Here is a 15101-nt window from a genome sequence, read left to right on the forward strand (position 1 = left end):
GCTCCTTCGGTGGGCTTTCTCCGTCACCGTCCACGTTAGGCGGGCTTGCGGTCACCTTGTGGCCGCAATACGACAACTTCGTCGTGATCCACCGATGTCACCCATCCACCGGCCCGGCCCAGCTCCAGCAGCGCCGGGATCGAAACCCGCATCTTCTCCGGCTCGCCGGGTGCCGGCGGCCAGGATCGCCGCAGCTCACCGGCGGCGTGCAGCGGCGGAATCACCGCGCCCACCGGGTCGTCCGAGGCCAGCAGGGCGTCCAGCTCACCGAGGAAGCCGATCAGCGAACGCAGCTCGGTGCGCACCGCTTCCGCGTTGCCGCCGCACATCGCCGCGATCATCTCGGCGCGGGTGCCGGCCACCCGGGTGCCATCCCGGAACGAGCCCGCCGCGAGGGCTCCGGCCAGCGGATCTCCGGCGAGCTGGCGGGCCAGGGTGGCGGCGAACAGATGCGGGACGTGGCTGATCCGCGCGACCGCGGTGTCGTGCTCGGAAGCGGTCACCGGCACCACCCGGGAGCCCATCGCGGTGAACAGCCGGGCCAGCGTCATCCAGTCATCGAGGTCGGTGTCGTGCGGCTCCAGGCAGAGGACCCACGCGCATCCGGCGAAGAGGTCCGGGTCGGCCGCCGCGAACCCGGAGATCTCCTTGCCGGCCATCGGATGGCCGCCGACGAACCGCCGCACTCCGTGCGCCACCATCAGGTCCCTGACGGGACCCTTCACCGAGGTCACATCGGTCACCAGGCCGTCATGTCCGGCCAGCTCGGCAAGCACTTTCGGCAAAACCGGGAGGGGTACGGCCAAAGCCGTCACCTCCACGTCCTGGATCGCCTCGGCCACCGAGTCGGCGACCCGGTACCCGCCGGCCCGTGCCAGTTCCCGGGTCGCCGGGTCGGCGTCGAACCCGGTGAGGTCGTGTCCCTCCGCCGCGAGCGCGCGCAGCAGGGACCCGCCGATCAGCCCTAATCCGATGACCGCTGTCTTCATGGGTTGCAGTCGTTCTCCTTCTCCCAGGCGGCCACCTCGGACACCGGGCTCTTCTGCCCGCCGTCACGCCACGACTTCAGGTACTTGGCCGGCCAGATCACGCCGCGCCGCACCTTCCAGTCGCCGGTCTCCGCGCACAGCGGGGATATGCCGTAGTGCAGATGACAGACGTTGTTCGCGTTGCCCGTCTTGCCCACCTCGCCGAGCAGCTGACCGGCTTCGACGCGGACGCCGGCCTCGATGCCGGCCCGCACCTCGCTCAGGTGCGAGCCGTAGTAGCGCACGCCGTCGTCGCCGAGCAGCGACACCGACAGGCCGCCGTTGAGCGGCCCGTCCGGGCGGCCCTTCACATACGCGTCCTTGAGGCTGACCTCGAGCACCACGCCGCTGGTGGTGGCGACGAACCGCTCACCGCAGTCGGCGAAGAGGTCGGTCGCCGGGTACTTGCCGTGGGTGGTGTGGAAGTCCACGTTCGAGGCGTCGACCGGGAAGACGTACTTCACCACGGTCTGTTTCGGCACGCTGCTCTTCTTCGCAGCGGGCGGGGGTGTCGCGGCCTTGGCGGCCGCGGCCGGGGGTGGCGCTGACTCGGTGACCTGGGGCTCGGTGGCCGCGGGCGACGACGGCTGCACGAACTGCGGTGTCGCGGTTGGCGAGCCCGACCCGCCGGCGGAACCGCAGCCGGCCAGGCAGGCCGCCGCGATCGTCAAACCCGAGAGGGTACGGAGTAGGCGCACCGCGCCATCCTGACAGAAGCGAAAGATCACCGCAGACCTGCACCGGCGGCGCAATGGCTACGCTGCATGCAGAGGCAACCACGGAGGGGAGATCCGAGATGGCTGACCGGCCGGCCCCGTGGCCGGCGGCCGCACCGCCGCCGCCCGGATACCTTCCGCCGCAGCGGGCCGAGCAGCCGCCGCTGTCCTCGCCCTTCCCGCCACGCCCGGTCTACCGGGAACCGCATCCGGTGTCGGCGCTCCCGGTGGTCAGCGGCCTGGCCGCCACCACCGTCTGGTTCGCCCTCTTCGGCGGCCTGGGCCGGGACCTGGTGTCGTACACGTGGTGGACGATCGTCGCCGCGGTCAGCGCCTGGCTGGTGGCACTGCTGCTCGCCGTGCTCGGCGACCGGGGCGTGGCGGTCGGCGTCGCGGTGGCGAGCGGTGTGGGGCTGTCGATCGCGATGGGCTTCGTGGCCGCCCGGTGGATCGGTACCTACGACTTCCCGCTGTGGTGAACAGGCCTGCGGAGCGAGCCGTACTTGTCCGACTTTGACCAGCCTGAGCGGACACTTGGCGTGCCGTTTCCGTCGCCCTCGGCAGTGGGTCTGCCGAAGTGGCCATCGACCCTTGACGAACGTCGTACGGCTCGGCACTCTCGGCACCATGGCCCCCTCGCCACAACGGCTCGATCCGGATCGCTGCCGTCGTCGTCTGGAGTTGCTGGCGGCTCTCGCCCATGCGAAATCGGCGCGCGAGTCCGACCCGACGCAGCGACTCCGCGGCATACGGCTGCGTGAGCTGATCGCCACCCGGCGCCGTCCGGTCAACTGACCCGGCCGGCCGGCTCCACGGCGGAAAACCGAAGCAACGGCGTTGTTAAAGGCGTGGCGCAGCGCGCCCGCCGCTGTACCCGCTACCGTCAGGCGCTGAGAGATAAAAGTCGCGTTGGGGGAATCGTGTCGATTTTCGCTGCCGCTGTCGCCCGGGGTAAGAACGGATGGACGGCGTCGGAGCTTGACCTTTCGGGCCTGGCCGACATCGACGAGGTGGTGGACGCGCTCCGGGATGCGGAGCCGGACAGCGACCTCGCGCTGCTGTTCGTCGAGAGTGACGACGAGTACCTCGCGATCCTGCGCCTCGACGAGGGCGAGGACCTGCGGGTCTTCGCATCGGACTCGGCGTTCGCGGAGGAGTCGCGGATCGGGTCGGTACTGCTCGGCGAGGTGGAGACCCCGGCTCTCGGGCTGGACGACCTGGCCGCCCCGGACGACGAGGACTCACCGGCGCCGGAGCCGGACGCGGACCCGATCGGCGACGCGGAGCTCCTCAACGACCTGGGCGTGCCCTCGCAGCGGCTGCTCACGCTCTGCGGCATGGAGGGCATGCTGCCCTCCGACGTCACCGCCGAGATCTGCCAGCGGATCGGCTGCGGTGACGAGATGGAGGAGTTGCGCGAGGCGTGAACCGTCGCCAGCGGCATGAGGAATGGATGCGGCGGGCGATCGCCGTCGCATCCGCCTCGCCGGAGGACGTACCGGTCGGCGCGGTCCTGCTCGGTCCGGACGGCGCCGAACTGGCGGCCGCCGGCAACGAGCGGGAACTGCTCGGCGATCCGACGGCCCACGCCGAGGTGCTCGCGCTCCGCAAAGCCGCGGCCAAGCTCGGCACCTGGCGCCTGGACGGCTGCACCCTGGTGGTGACGCTGGAGCCGTGCACCATGTGTGCCGGCGCCCTGGTGCTCGCGCGGATCGCGACCGTGGTCTTCGGTGCCTGGGAGCCGAAGACCGGGGCGGTGGGCTCGCTCTGGGACGTGGTCCGGGACCGGCGGCTCAACCACCGGCCCGAGGTGTACGGCGGCGTCCTGGAACCCGAATGCGCCGCCCTCATGCGTGACTTCTTCCGCTGAAGGTCTTGCCTGACCGGCGCATCAGCCCGGCGCGGGCGCCACGGCCTGGCGTGGCACCCGGTCGCCGGGTGGTGCGGGGACTTTCGTCACGCGTACCCCGGAAACGGTCTAAGCGATCGCCGTGTCCAGGCCGATCCGCACCATGTTGCTGAAGCCCTGCTCACGTTGCGCCGAATCCATCGCCTCGCCGCGCTTGATGTGATCGCTGACGGTGAGGATGGTCAGCGCCTTGGCGCGGTAGCGGGCGGCGATCGTGTAGATCGCGGCGGACTCCATCTCGACCGCCAGGACGCCGTAGTCGGCCAGCGCGTCGTAGAGGTCCGGGCGGTCGGTGTAGAAGGCGTCGGCCGCCAGGATCGGGCCGACCCGCATCGGTACGCCCTGCGCCTCAGCGGTCTCGACCGCGGTGCGCAGCAGGCCGAAGTCGGCGACCGGGGCGTAGTCGACCAGGCCGTCGAAGCGGGTCCGGTTCATGTTGGAGTCGGTGGCCGAGCCGATCGCGGCGATCACGTCGCCCAGGTTCAGGTCCATCGCCAGGGCACCGCAGGAGCCGATCCGGATGACCGACTGCACGCCGTACTCGTTGATCAGTTCGTGGGTGTAGATCGAGGCCGACGGCATACCCATGCCGGAGCCCTGCACCGAGACCCGCTCGCCCTTCCAGGTGCCGGTGAAGCCCAGCATCCCGCGGACCTGGGTGTAGCAGACCGCGTCCTCCAGGAACGTCTCGGCGATCCACTTCGCCCGCATCGGGTCGCCGGGCAGCAGCACCCGCTCGGCGATGTCGCCCGGCTTGCCGCCGATGTGCACGCTCATGCCAGCTCTCCGTCTCGCTCGTTCATGTCGCAGATCTTGCCAGGTCAGGAGCCTCCCGCGAGGTTATGGGTGACCCGGCGGAGCAGGCTTGGAGGAGTCCGGTAACGTACTTCCCGGTGGTGTGTCCGAGTGGCCTAAGGAGCACGCCTCGAAAGCGTGTGAGGGTGCAAGCCCTCCGCGGGTTCAAATCCCGCCGCCACCGCCAATAAGCAGGGCAAACGCCCGGTGGCTCGCTGCGAGCCGCCGGGCTGTTTTGTGTCCGCCCTCGCGACCGGCCGCACTCCCGTTTTCCCCCTTGTGTTCTCCAGCCTCATGCGTCACGCTGTGTGCCCTCGGATGAGGGGGGCCGCGTGTCGGATCGGCGGCTCGTCCGTTCGGTTGTTCTCCATGATCAGCGTGCATCTTGTAACAGCCGTGTTTCTTCGCACGTCAGAGCACGTGGCTACGGAATGTAGTGAATCATGGACCGCCCAAAGACATGGGGTGTAGCGCAAGTCACGCGGGCCAAATACACCGGATCAGACAATGCGGTTCCGACCGGGCGGCGAGAAACTTTCACAGAATCGCCCCACCCAGATTCTTCGATGTCTGTCCTAGATTTGACACGTGAGAGTTGAGCGACACTGGTGGAATGGGGACGTCCGACTTCAGCGACGTGACGTCTACGTCCGCACTGACGGCGAAACCTGGGAGGTCGAGGCCCAGATGGGCGGCCCCGAGGGGAAGTCGAAAGTGCAGCAGTGCCCCGGCCGGGCTTCCGCAATGATCCTGGCCGACGCGTGGCGTGGTCCACGCTGGCGGTGGCGCGAACTGTAGATCGCGCCAGGAGCCTTCCCCCCAGGCTGCGCCGCAAATGCTTGGCTGTCTCGGCCAGCCTTACAACGAGCCGGATCCCACCAGGGATCCGGCTCGTTCGTGCTGTGCATCCGTTTTGCGACGCACGCTCTGTCCGATGTGCGAGGGCGATGCTGATCTAGCCTGAACGCCCAGCGGACGGGCAGGAAGCGATCACCATGCAGGCCAGAGTTACCGATCACCGATCCGACGTCGCAGTCCTCCAACTGTGCGGCGAACTCGACGCCGACACCGCGAGTCAGCTGCACGCCACGCTCGCCGACCTGATGGAGCGCCCGGTGCCGCGGATCGTCGTGGACCTCACCGAGCTCAAGTTCTGCGACTCGGTGGGGTTGAGCGCGTTCATCACCAGCAAGCAGGTGATCGCGGCCCGGGGCGGGTGGCTGAGCTTCGCCGGCGCGAATCCGTTCCTCGCCCAGCTGATGGAGACGGTGGGGCTGGGGCGCTACTTCGCGATCTTCCCGGAGGTGGACGACGCGATAGCCGCCGCACAGCTGTGAGCGGACAGACGACGAGGGCCGGCACCGATCGGGCGCCGACCCTCGTCTGCACTGTTTTCAAGGCCGAGAATACGAGACCCGGCGCGGGGTGCCCGAGGCGGGACCCCATCCTCTGCGTCGAGGCGCCGCTCGTTCAGCCTGATATCGACGACGTACAGGCACCAGCAACGTGCGTCTCTGCTCCGTGCCATGAAAGAGGACGCGGAGCGGGAGGATCGCCTGCGCAAGAAGAAGCAGAACGACGGCGGTCGGGAAAGTTAGCGAGCAACTAAGGCTCTGCTCTCATGCGTGCGTCCTTAGTCTGTTCGGTCTTCACCTCGCCGACCGGCTGCCCGCTCAACCGAAGCGTACGGCGGGACCGTGCTCGTGGTCCTGGGCGTTCAGGAGCGCGCGGCGACGGCTGGAAGGCCACGCTCGCGGAACCTTGCTGCGATCATCAACGCTGCGCACGCCACAGGTCGCGCCGGAGCGAGCGCCGGCACAGTCGGACGGAGCCGGGCCGACCGTCGAACAAGCGAGACGAGAACTGAGACGCCGGACGAGCGAAGGCCGGACCATCTGGTCCGGCCTTCCACGTCTGCCCTGCTCAGGCTGGCGGAGGATACGAGATTCGAACTCGTGAGGGTGTTAACCCAACACGCTTTCCAAGCGTGCGCCCTAGGCCTCTAGGCGAATCCTCCGTGCGCCAGGATACGACAGGTGCGTGGAACGTCGTACGCAAGGGGGGTGCCGCGTGGCTGATGACCCATTGGGTAGGCTTCAGGGCAGCCCCTCGTGCGGCGTGTATCTCGTGAACCTCCCCAGGGCCGGAAGGCAGCAAGGATAAGCGGGCTCTGGCGGGTGCACGGGGGGTCCTTGCGTTCTGTGGCACAGCACTTCCGGGGCACGTCGTTTTGTTCTTGTCAGACCCTCGACGGAGAATGGCGCGGTCGTCAGGAGGTGGCAGGAGTGGCGCTCGCCCTCTATCGGAAGTACCGGCCTCGAACCTTCGCAGAGGTCATCGGTCAGGAGCATGTCACCGAGCCGCTGTCGCAGGCGCTGCGCAGCGGGCGGTTGAACCATGCGTACCTCTTCTCCGGCCCACGGGGCTGTGGCAAGACCTCCAGCGCCCGCATCCTGGCCCGCTCGCTCAACTGTGAGCAGGGGCCCACACCGGACCCGTGCGGCGTCTGTGGCTCCTGCAAGTCGCTGGCCAACGACGGCGCCGGCTCGATCGACGTCATCGAGATCGACGCGGCCAGCCACGGTGGCGTCGACGACGCCCGTGAGCTCCGGGAGAAGGCGTTCTTCGCGCCGGCCAACAGCCGCTACAAGATCTATGTGATCGACGAGGCGCACATGGTCTCGTCGGCCGGCTTCAACGCGCTGCTCAAGCTCGTCGAGGAGCCGCCGGACTTCGTCAAGTTCATCTTCGCCACCACCGAGCCGGACAAGGTCCTCGGCACCATCCGCTCGCGGACCCACCACTACCCGTTCCGGCTCATCCCGCCGGCGACTCTCCGGCCGTACCTTCAGACGCTCACCGAGGCGGAGGGCGTCCAGGTCGACCCGGCGGTCTTCCCGCTGGTGGTGCGGGCCGGCGGCGGCAGCGCCCGGGACACCCTCTCGGTCCTCGACCAGTTGATCGCCGGCGCCGGTCCGGACGGGGTCAGCTACTCCCGCGCGGTGGCCCTGCTCGGCGTCACCGACGTGGCGCTGATCGACGAGATGTGTGGCGCCCTGGCCGACGGCGACGGCGCTGCGGCGTACGCGACGATCGACCGCGTCGCCGAGGCCGGCCACGACGCCCGCCGCTTCGCCTCCGACCTGCTGGAACGCCTGCGCGACCTGATCATCCTTCAGCAGGTGCCGGACGCGGTGTCGAAAGGCCTGATCGACGGCCCCGCCGACCAGCTGGAGGCGATGGCCGGCCAGGCCGCCCGGCTCGGCCCGGCGACCCTCTCGCGCTGCGCGGACATCGTGCACAACGGCCTGGTCGAGATGCGCGGCACGACCGCGCCCCGGCTCCTGCTGGAGCTGATCACCGCGCGCATGTTGCTGCCCGGGGCCGAGGATTCGACCGGGGCGCTGCTCCAGCGCCTGGAGCGCTTGGAGCGCGGGGTCACCCCTCCGGCTGGTGTTGAGTACGCGCCCGCCGCCGCTCCGGAGGTGGAGGCGTCCAGCGGTGTGCCGGCGTCGGCCGCGGGTGGTGACGATGCGCTGATGGCCACGGGCGGGAGCGGGTCGATGGCCGCCGGTGGTGCCGGCCTTGCCGCCGCACGTGCTGCGGCTGCGGCAGCCCGCCGGGCGTCCGGTGCTCCTGCTCGGTCAGCTGCGCCGGTGTCGCCGGCTGCTCCCGGTCCGGAGGCTGTCGCTTCGGTACCGGCTGCGTCCGAGGCTGGCGCTTCCTCGCCGGCCTCGCCAGTTGTGGCTGCTCCTGAGCCTGCCGCCCCGTCGCCGGCCGCGCCCGTTGTGGCTGGCGCTCCTTCGGCGACTTCGTCTGCCGCAGGGGCTGCTGCCTCCCCGGCCGTGCCGGGCGAGGCTTCTTCCTCGCCCGACACGCAGGGTGAGCCCGACTGGAATCAGGTCGCTGACGGCTCCCGGCAGTCACCGCCCCCGGCCGAGGCTGCCGACACCGGCTACTACGACGACGAGCCGCCACCCTGGGACGAGGAGCCGCCGGAGGCGGCCGAAACGGCTCAGCCGCGGGTGGACGAGCGTCTGGAGCAGGTCCGCGCGGCATGGCAGGCACTCGGCCAGCGACAGGACAAGGTCCGGGCGATGCAGACCGCCGGCATCGGCGTGCGCGAGGTCGACGGCGACGTCGTCGTGTTCGCCGCTCCGACGCCGACCTACGCCGAGCGGTTCCTGACGTACACGAAGGCGATCGCCGCGGAGTTCGGCCGGACACTCGGCGGGGAGTGGCGGATCCGGTGCGAGGTCGGCGAGGCCCCGGCCGCTGCTCCGGCCCGCAGCGCCGGACCGCGTGGCGCGTCCCCCACCGGCGGCCGCGACGAGCCGTCCGGTCGGCGCGCTCCCTCCGCCCGCACGGTCCCGCCGGTCACCTCGGCCTCGGCACCGGAGCGGAACACGGGACGGACCGAGTCACGCCCCTCACGGCCCCAGCGTGCCCAGGCCGCCGACTCCGACGACGACTGGCCGGAGCCGGCCCGGCCCGCAGACCAGCCGGCTGGTGGCGATGTCCCCAGCCCGGCCACGGGAAAGCACGAGGCTTCGGCTGACGGCGACACGGAATGGCCGGAGCCCGTCCGGCCCGGCGGCCCGGCCTCCGCCGGTGATCGGCGTGAGCCGGCTCCGCCCGGCGACCGGGGCGGTGCCGCGCGCGCTGAGGTTGGCGAGTCGTGGCCCGAGCCTGCTCGCCCGGGCGGCCGCGGTCCTTCCGAGGCGAGTGCCGGCTCGAGCCAGCCTGCAGCTTTGCAGCCCGGCCCGAAGGAAGGTGCCGGCTCTGGCGGGTCTGCGGCTTCGCGGCTCGGCGGCTCGGCGGAGAGTGCCGGCTCTGGCCGGCCTGAGGCTTCGCGGTCTGGCGCCGTTCCTGGTGGGTCTGCGGCTTCGCGGCCCGGTGGCGCGGGGGAGAGTGCCGGCTCTGGTGGGCCTGCCGCTTCGCGGCTCGGCGGGTCGGGGGAGAGTGCCGGCTCTGGCCGGCCCGAGGCTTCGCGGTCTGGGGCGGACTCTGGTGGGTCTGAGGCGCGGCGATCCGACGACTCGGAGACGAGTTCGGAGTATGACTGGCCTGAGCCTGCCCGTCCGGGTGGGCGGCGCGATTCGGAGAGCTCGGTTCCGGATGACGGATCGGGCTGGCCCGAGCCAGCGCGGCCTGGTGGTGTGGCTGCCGCGGCGGAGCCGGCCGGTCGGCCGTTCGAGAGCGGCGCCGGGTCTCCGGCTCCGCGACCGGCGGCCGGATCGGGTTCGGCTGGTCCGGCCGGTTCGGTCGGTGGCGGTCCGGCTGGCCCGGCCGGCTCGACCGGTGCCCGCCCTGCTGGCCCGGCTGGCTCGGCCGGTGGTGCCGCTGCTGGTCCGGGCGGTGGTGGTTCGCCGACCGGTGGTGCCGCGGTCTCTGTGTCGCCGGTGAGCGGCGGTGCACCGGCCGGTGCTGCGGCACGGTCACCTCAGGAGGCAGCGCGAGCGGCCGCGCGTACCGGAAATGCGGCTCCCAGCACTGGGCTCGCCGCCGCGCGCGCCGCAGCGGCCAGCGCGGCGAATCGAGGCCCGGCGGCAGCGAAGCCGGCACCGGCCGTCGCCGGCACGGGCGGCGACAGCGGTTCCACCTGGTCCGACGGGACGCCGATCGGGGAGGCGCCCTACGACCCGGAGTACGACGGTCCACCGGCCCGCGGTGGGAGCGCCTACGAAGGTTTCGACCCGGGCGACGAGCCGACCGACGACGTGATCGACGAGAAGACCGCACGTCAGAGCGGAGAGGAACACGCCATGCAACTGCTCCGCGAGGCGTTCGGCGCGGAGAAGATCGGCGAAATCTGATCCTTTCCGGCCGGCCGCGCAGCTTGTCGACTCACTGCACCCGGTGGTCGGCGAGGAGGCGCGGTAGCTCGCCGTGTTCGTCTAGCCGCCTGCTCGGCCCGGCAGCCCCGGCCTGGGGCTGAGCGCTGGGCTGCGGTGTGGCGGTGGCTTGCTGCCGGCTGTGTGGGCTTGCAGTCGCAGCGCGCTGGTATGCGCTCGACGGTTTCGGCGCGGGCGGGCATGCGCTTGACGGCCTAAGGCCGTGGTGATGTAGCAGTGGCTGGCTGCCGGGCCGTGCAGGGCTGCAGTGTAGGCGGGCTGGTGTGCGCTTCGCGGCCTCGGTCTGGCTGATGTGCGGCAGTGGTTTGCTGCCGGTCTGTGTGGGCCGCAGCCCGTAGGCGGCCGGGGTGCGCTTGACGGCCTCCGCCGGGTTCCTGTGCGGCGCCGGCTAGCTACTGCGACCGCGTGCGGGCTGCGGCGTGCGCCCGCCCGGCCTGCGTGTGGCCGCTGGCGGCGCGCGGACGGGTGTCCGGCGGCGTGTCCGTGGGCAAGGGGAGCGTGACAGCTACGCTGGCGGCGGTAACTTTCGACCGCCGCGTGCCATCGATGGTGGTTATGGAAACGATGAGTTGAGGAGCGGTGCCATGCGCCCCGGTGCACAGCCGAACATGCAGCAGATCATGAAGCAGGCGCAGAAGATGCAGCAGCAGGTCGCCCAGGCGCAGGCCGAGCTGGCCGAGGCCGAGCTGACCGGCACCGCCGGCGGCGGCCTGGTCACCGTGACGATCACCGGTCTGGGCGAGTTCAAGTCTGTGAAGATCGACCCGAAGGCCGTCGACGCCGATGACGTCGAGACGCTCGAGGACCTGGTGCTCGCGGCGATCCACAATGCCGCCGAGGCGCAGCGGGAGCTGGCCGAGTCGAAGATGGGTCCGGCCACCGGCGGCTTCTCCCTGCCGGGGTTCTGATCCGTGTACGAAGGTGCCATCCAGGACCTGATCGATGAGCTGGGCCGGCTTCCGGGCGTGGGCCCCAAGTCGGCTCAGCGCATCGCTTTTCATGTCCTCTCCGCCGATCCGGCGGACGTGAACCGGCTCGCCACCGCGCTGCGCAAGGTGAAGGAGCTGGTGCGTTTCTGCACGACCTGTTTCAACGTGGCCGAGTCGGAGCAGTGCCGGGTCTGCCGGGACACCCGCCGCACCAACGAGGTGCTCTGCGTGGTGGAGGAGCCGAAGGACGTCGTCGCGATCGAGCGGACCGGCGAGTTCCGCGGGCGGTACCACGTGCTCGGCGGGGCGATCAATCCGCTGGAGGGCATCGGCCCGGACAATCTGCGGATCCGGGAGCTGCTGATCCGTCTCGGGACCGGCGAGGTCAAGGAGTTGATTCTGGCCACCGACCCGAACACCGAGGGTGAGGCCACCGCCACCTACCTGGGGCTGCTCGTGAAGCCGATGGGTATCGCGGTGACCCGGCTGGCGAGCGGCCTTCCGGTCGGCGGTGACCTTGAGTATGCGGATGAGATCACACTCGGTAGGGCTTTTGAGGGCCGTCGGGCGATCTGATTTAACAACTCGTAACACTGCCGTAACGGCACGCACGCTGGTTGGCCCGGAATAGCTGCTTCCGGGCCGTCTACGCGGTACTTTCCGTTTGTTCGGCGTCTAGGTCACGGTGACATCACGAGGGAGACACGGAACGCCTCGTGTGCGGTCGGTGAGCTTGACCCGGGGCACTGCGCTAGGTGAATGTTCCTCTCGATGGCGGCCACACCCGTCGTCGAGTCCCTCGTGCGTCGGCCCGATCTCGGCCGGGGCCATGAGGGTCGGCACTCGAGGCATGCGACAACCGATCGGTTGCCGTTCGCTGCGTGGGCCATCGTCTCCGGTTAGGGGTTTCCGTGTACCCCGCGTCGGTGGCTTTGACTCCCGTCGCGCGGCGGCCGGGAGAGGACCGGACAGTTCATGGTCGTTGGACCTGGCACGGTCTCGGACCAAGCTCCGGTAGCTCCGGATCCGGCTGAAGGCCCTGTTCCCGGTAAGGCGATCGAGGGTCGTTCCCTCGGCCGTATCGCGTGGACCCGACTCAAGCGTGACCGCGTGGCGATGGCCGGCGGCGCCGTCGTCATCTTCCTGATCCTCGTCGCGATCTTCGCGCCGGTGATCGTCGGTGCGTTCGGGGCGCCGCCGAACCAGTTCCACCAGAACCTGATCGACACGAGCACGCTGGCGCCCAAGGGCGGCACCGGCATCAGCGGTGATCACCTGTTCGGTGTCGAGCCGCAGAACGGCCGGGACATCTTCAGTCGCGTCGTCTACGGCGCCCGGATCTCCCTGCTGATCGCCTTCCTGGCGACCCTGCTCTCCGTGTCCATCGGTGCCACGCTGGGCGTGATCGCCGGCTACTTCGGCGGCTGGGTCGACTCGCTGATCAGCCGGGCGATGGACGTCTTTCTGGCGTTCCCGCTGCTGGTCTTCTCGATCGCGCTGGCCGGCGTCATCCCGGACACGGCGTTCGGGCTCTCTGGCGACTCCCTGCGGATCGGGTTGCTGATCTTCATCATCGGCTTCTTCAGCTGGCCGTACATCGGGCGTATCGTCCGCGGCCAGACGCTGTCGCTGCGGGAGCGGGAGTTCATCGACGCCGCGCGGAGCCTCGGAGCCCGCGGGCCGTACGTGATCTTCAAGGAGATGCTGCCCAACCTGGTGGCGCCGATCCTGATCTACGCCACCCTGCTGATCCCGACGAACATCCTGTTCGAGGCCGCGCTGTCGTTCCTCGGCGTCGGTATCCGGCCGCCCACGGCGAGCTGGGGTGGCATGCTCTCGGACGCGTCGCGCTTCTACACGATCTGGCACTTCATGTTCTTCCCGGGCATGGCGATCTTCATCACCGTGCTCGCGTTCAACCTCTTCGGCGACGGTCTGCGTGACGCGCTCGATCCCAAGGGGCGGCGCTGACATGGCGCCGGATGCTTTCCCACCAGCCGTGCGGTTCGGACCCGGACCGTTCCACCAGGGAGGTTGCTACAAGTGATTCGCAAGTCAAGAGCGCTGGTGGCCGGTACGGCCGCTCTCGCGCTGTTGTTCTCCGCCGCCGCGTGCGGTGGAAGCGACGATGCCGACTCCAACAGCTCCGGCGCCAAGCCGGAATTCAACGCCGCTCTGTCCAAGGTGTTCAACCCCTCGGACAAGAAGGGTGGCACCATCCGGTTGGCCAACGCCGGTGACTGGGACTCGCTCGACCCGGGCGAGACCTACTACGGCTACTCGTGGAACTTCCTCCGCACCTACGGCCGCAGCCTGCTGATGTTCAAGCCGACCCCGGGCGCCGAGGGCAACACCCTCACGCCGGACCTGGCCGAGGGCATGGGTACGCCGAGCGACGGCGGTAAGACCTGGACGTACAAGATCCGTCAGGGCGTCAAGTTCGAGGACGGCACCCCGGTCACGTCGAAGGACGTGAAGTACGCGGTGCTCCGCTCCACCGACAAGCAGACGTTCCCGAACGGTCCGGCGTACTTCGAGGGCTTCCTCGACCTGCCGGAGGGCTACAAGGGCCCGTACAAGTCCAAGGGCGTCAACACCGACCAGGCGATCAGCACGCCGGACGACCAGACGATCGTCTTCCACCTGAAGACGGCGTTCGGTGGTTTCGACTACCTGGCGGCGCTGCCGCAGACGGTTCCGGTTCCGGAGGCCAAGGACACCGGTGCGAAGTACAAGGAGCACGTGATCGCCACGGGCCCGTACAAGTTCGAGACCAACAACCTGGGCAAGAACTTCAAGCTGGTCCGTAACGAGCAGTGGGACCCGGCGACCGACCCCAACCGCAAGGCGCTGCCGGACGCGTACGACGTGCAGCTCAACGTCAACGCGGACGACATCGACAACCGGTTGCTCTCGGGCGACCTGGACGTCGACATCACGGGCACCGGTGTGCAGCCGGCCGCCCTGGGCCGCGTCGTCGGCGACCCGAACCTGAAGGCGCAGACCGACAACCCGCTCCTGCCGCGCCTCTGGTACACGTCGGTCAACCCGACCGTGGCGCCGCTGGACAACATCGACTGCCGCAAGGCCGTTCAGTACGCCGCGGACAAGGTCGGCTACCAGACCGCGTATGGCGGCCCGCTCGCCGGTGGTGACATCGCCACCACGATCCTGCCCCCGATGATCCCGGGCTACCAGAAGTTCGACCTGTACCCGTCCGCGGACGGCACCGGTGACGTGGCGAAGGCCAAGGAGCACCTGACCGCCTGTGGTCAGCCGAACGGCTTCGAGACCAACATCTCGTACCGCGCCGAGCGTCCGAAGGAGAAGGCGACTGCTGAGGCTCTGCAGCAGTCGCTGGCCCGGGTCGGCATCAAGCTGACGCTGAAGCCGTTCCCTCAGGGTGACTACTTCTCCCAGTACGCCGGCAACCCGCCGTTCGTGAAGAGCAACAAGCTCGGCCTGGCCCTCAACGGCTGGGGCGCGGACTGGAACGACGGCTTCGGCTTCCTGTCGCAGATCGTCGACAGCCGGGTCATCCGGGAGACTGGTGGCTCGTCCAACACCAGTGTCCGGATCCCCGAGGTCGACAAGATGCTGGACACCGCGATCGCCGAGACCGACCAGGCGAAGCGTGACGCCCAGTGGTCCCCGATCGACAAGCGGGTCATGGAGGAAGCTGTGATCCTCCCGGGCATCGTCGCGAAGAGCCTGATCATCCGGCCGAAGACGCTCTCCAACGTCTTCGTCAGCGAGGCGTACAACATGTACGACTACCTCTCGCTGGGCGTCGCGTAACCATCCCCACCATCACGACACCTTCGATAGGTAGGTGAAGGCAGCAGGCGGCCGGTCCGGAGCAACCCGGG

At 69.5% G+C, this 15101-nt stretch carries 13 protein-coding genes, 2 tRNA genes and 1 other RNA gene; 12 read left to right on the top strand and 4 right to left on the bottom strand.

The features are described 5' to 3' along the window. Positions 1–35 precede the first annotated feature (35 nt). Together I4J89_RS05380 and I4J89_RS05385 are read right to left on the bottom strand one after the other, a co-directional pair. Positions 36–989 carry a prephenate dehydrogenase gene (locus tag I4J89_RS05380; RefSeq protein ID WP_196412677.1) on the bottom strand — a complete coding sequence of 318 codons (954 nt, stop codon included), beginning with the start codon at positions 987–989 and terminating at the stop codon, positions 36–38. Next, positions 986–1699: a M23 family metallopeptidase gene (locus I4J89_RS05385; protein WP_230858330.1), complete on the bottom strand. Its 714-nt coding sequence runs from the start codon at positions 1697–1699 to the stop codon at positions 986–988. The genes I4J89_RS05380 and I4J89_RS05385 overlap by 4 nt, the downstream gene beginning before the upstream one ends. Positions 1700–1824: 125 nt before the next feature. Between I4J89_RS05385 and I4J89_RS05390 the strand changes: the two genes are divergently transcribed. The 4 genes from I4J89_RS05390 (at position 1825) to I4J89_RS05405 (ending at position 3614) form a co-directional block, all read left to right on the top strand. Further along, positions 1825–2223 carry a hypothetical protein gene (locus tag I4J89_RS05390; protein WP_230858331.1) on the top strand — a complete coding sequence of 133 codons (399 nt, stop codon included), beginning with the start codon at positions 1825–1827 and terminating at the stop codon, positions 2221–2223. A gap of 112 nt (positions 2224–2335) precedes the next feature. Next, the gene (locus I4J89_RS05395; protein ID WP_196412818.1) at positions 2336–2539 is read left to right on the top strand and encodes a hypothetical protein; all 204 of its coding nucleotides are present in this window, start codon (positions 2336–2338) and stop codon (positions 2537–2539) included. A gap of 125 nt (positions 2540–2664) precedes the next feature. Next, positions 2665–3171: a tRNA adenosine deaminase-associated protein gene (locus tag I4J89_RS05400; protein ID WP_196412679.1), complete on the top strand. Its 507-nt coding sequence runs from the start codon at positions 2665–2667 to the stop codon at positions 3169–3171. After that, positions 3168–3614 (top strand): nucleoside deaminase, encoded by a 447-nt coding sequence (locus tag I4J89_RS05405; RefSeq protein WP_373688097.1) that lies wholly within the window; start codon positions 3168–3170, stop codon positions 3612–3614. Before I4J89_RS05400 ends, I4J89_RS05405 begins: the two co-directional genes overlap by 4 nt. Positions 3615–3722: 108 nt before the next feature. Here I4J89_RS05405 and deoD read toward each other — a convergent pair whose 3' ends face one another. Beyond that, positions 3723–4430, bottom strand: a complete 708-nt coding sequence (deoD, locus tag I4J89_RS05410) for a purine-nucleoside phosphorylase (RefSeq protein ID WP_196412680.1) — start codon at positions 4428–4430, stop codon at positions 3723–3725. A 115-nt stretch (positions 4431–4545) separates the two neighbouring features. On the opposite strand from deoD, the gene I4J89_RS05415 reads away from it, so the two are divergent. Together I4J89_RS05415 and I4J89_RS05420 are read left to right on the top strand one after the other, a co-directional pair. Further along, positions 4546–4635, top strand: a tRNA-Ser gene (locus tag I4J89_RS05415). An 808-nt stretch (positions 4636–5443) separates the two neighbouring features. Next, positions 5444–5785 carry an STAS domain-containing protein gene (locus I4J89_RS05420; protein WP_196412681.1) on the top strand — a complete coding sequence of 114 codons (342 nt, stop codon included), beginning with the start codon at positions 5444–5446 and terminating at the stop codon, positions 5783–5785. A 592-nt stretch (positions 5786–6377) separates the two neighbouring features. Here I4J89_RS05420 and I4J89_RS05425 read toward each other — a convergent pair. Continuing rightward, a tRNA-Ser gene (locus I4J89_RS05425) sits at positions 6378–6465 on the bottom strand. An 83-nt stretch (positions 6466–6548) separates the two neighbouring features. Between I4J89_RS05425 and ffs the strand changes: the two genes are divergently transcribed. From ffs to I4J89_RS05455, 6 genes are all read left to right on the top strand, one after another. Continuing rightward, an RNA gene (gene ffs / locus I4J89_RS05430) (signal recognition particle sRNA small type) lies at positions 6549–6645 on the top strand. A gap of 88 nt (positions 6646–6733) precedes the next feature. Continuing rightward, positions 6734–10264, top strand: a complete 3531-nt coding sequence (locus I4J89_RS05435) for a DNA polymerase III subunit gamma and tau (protein ID WP_196412682.1) — start codon at positions 6734–6736, stop codon at positions 10262–10264. A gap of 623 nt (positions 10265–10887) precedes the next feature. Continuing rightward, a complete protein-coding gene (locus tag I4J89_RS05440) occupies positions 10888–11211 on the top strand; it encodes a YbaB/EbfC family nucleoid-associated protein (RefSeq protein ID WP_196412683.1) in 324 nt (107 codons plus the stop codon). Positions 11212–11214: 3 nt separating this feature from the next. Then, positions 11215–11808, top strand: coding sequence for a recombination mediator RecR (gene recR / locus I4J89_RS05445; RefSeq protein WP_196412684.1), 594 nt, complete (start codon positions 11215–11217; stop codon positions 11806–11808). Between the two features lie 399 nt (positions 11809–12207). Continuing rightward, the gene (locus I4J89_RS05450) at positions 12208–13203 is read left to right on the top strand and encodes an ABC transporter permease (RefSeq protein ID WP_196412685.1); all 996 of its coding nucleotides are present in this window, start codon (positions 12208–12210) and stop codon (positions 13201–13203) included. Between the two features lie 72 nt (positions 13204–13275). Further along, on the top strand, positions 13276–15030 hold the full coding sequence (locus I4J89_RS05455) for an ABC transporter substrate-binding protein (protein ID WP_309238195.1): 1755 nt from the start codon (positions 13276–13278) through the stop codon (positions 15028–15030). The last annotated feature ends 71 nt before the right edge of the window (positions 15031–15101 follow it).

The sequence above is a fragment of the Actinoplanes aureus genome (genome assembly GCF_015704865.1).
GTDB lineage: Bacteria > Actinomycetota > Actinomycetes > Mycobacteriales > Micromonosporaceae > Actinoplanes > Actinoplanes aureus.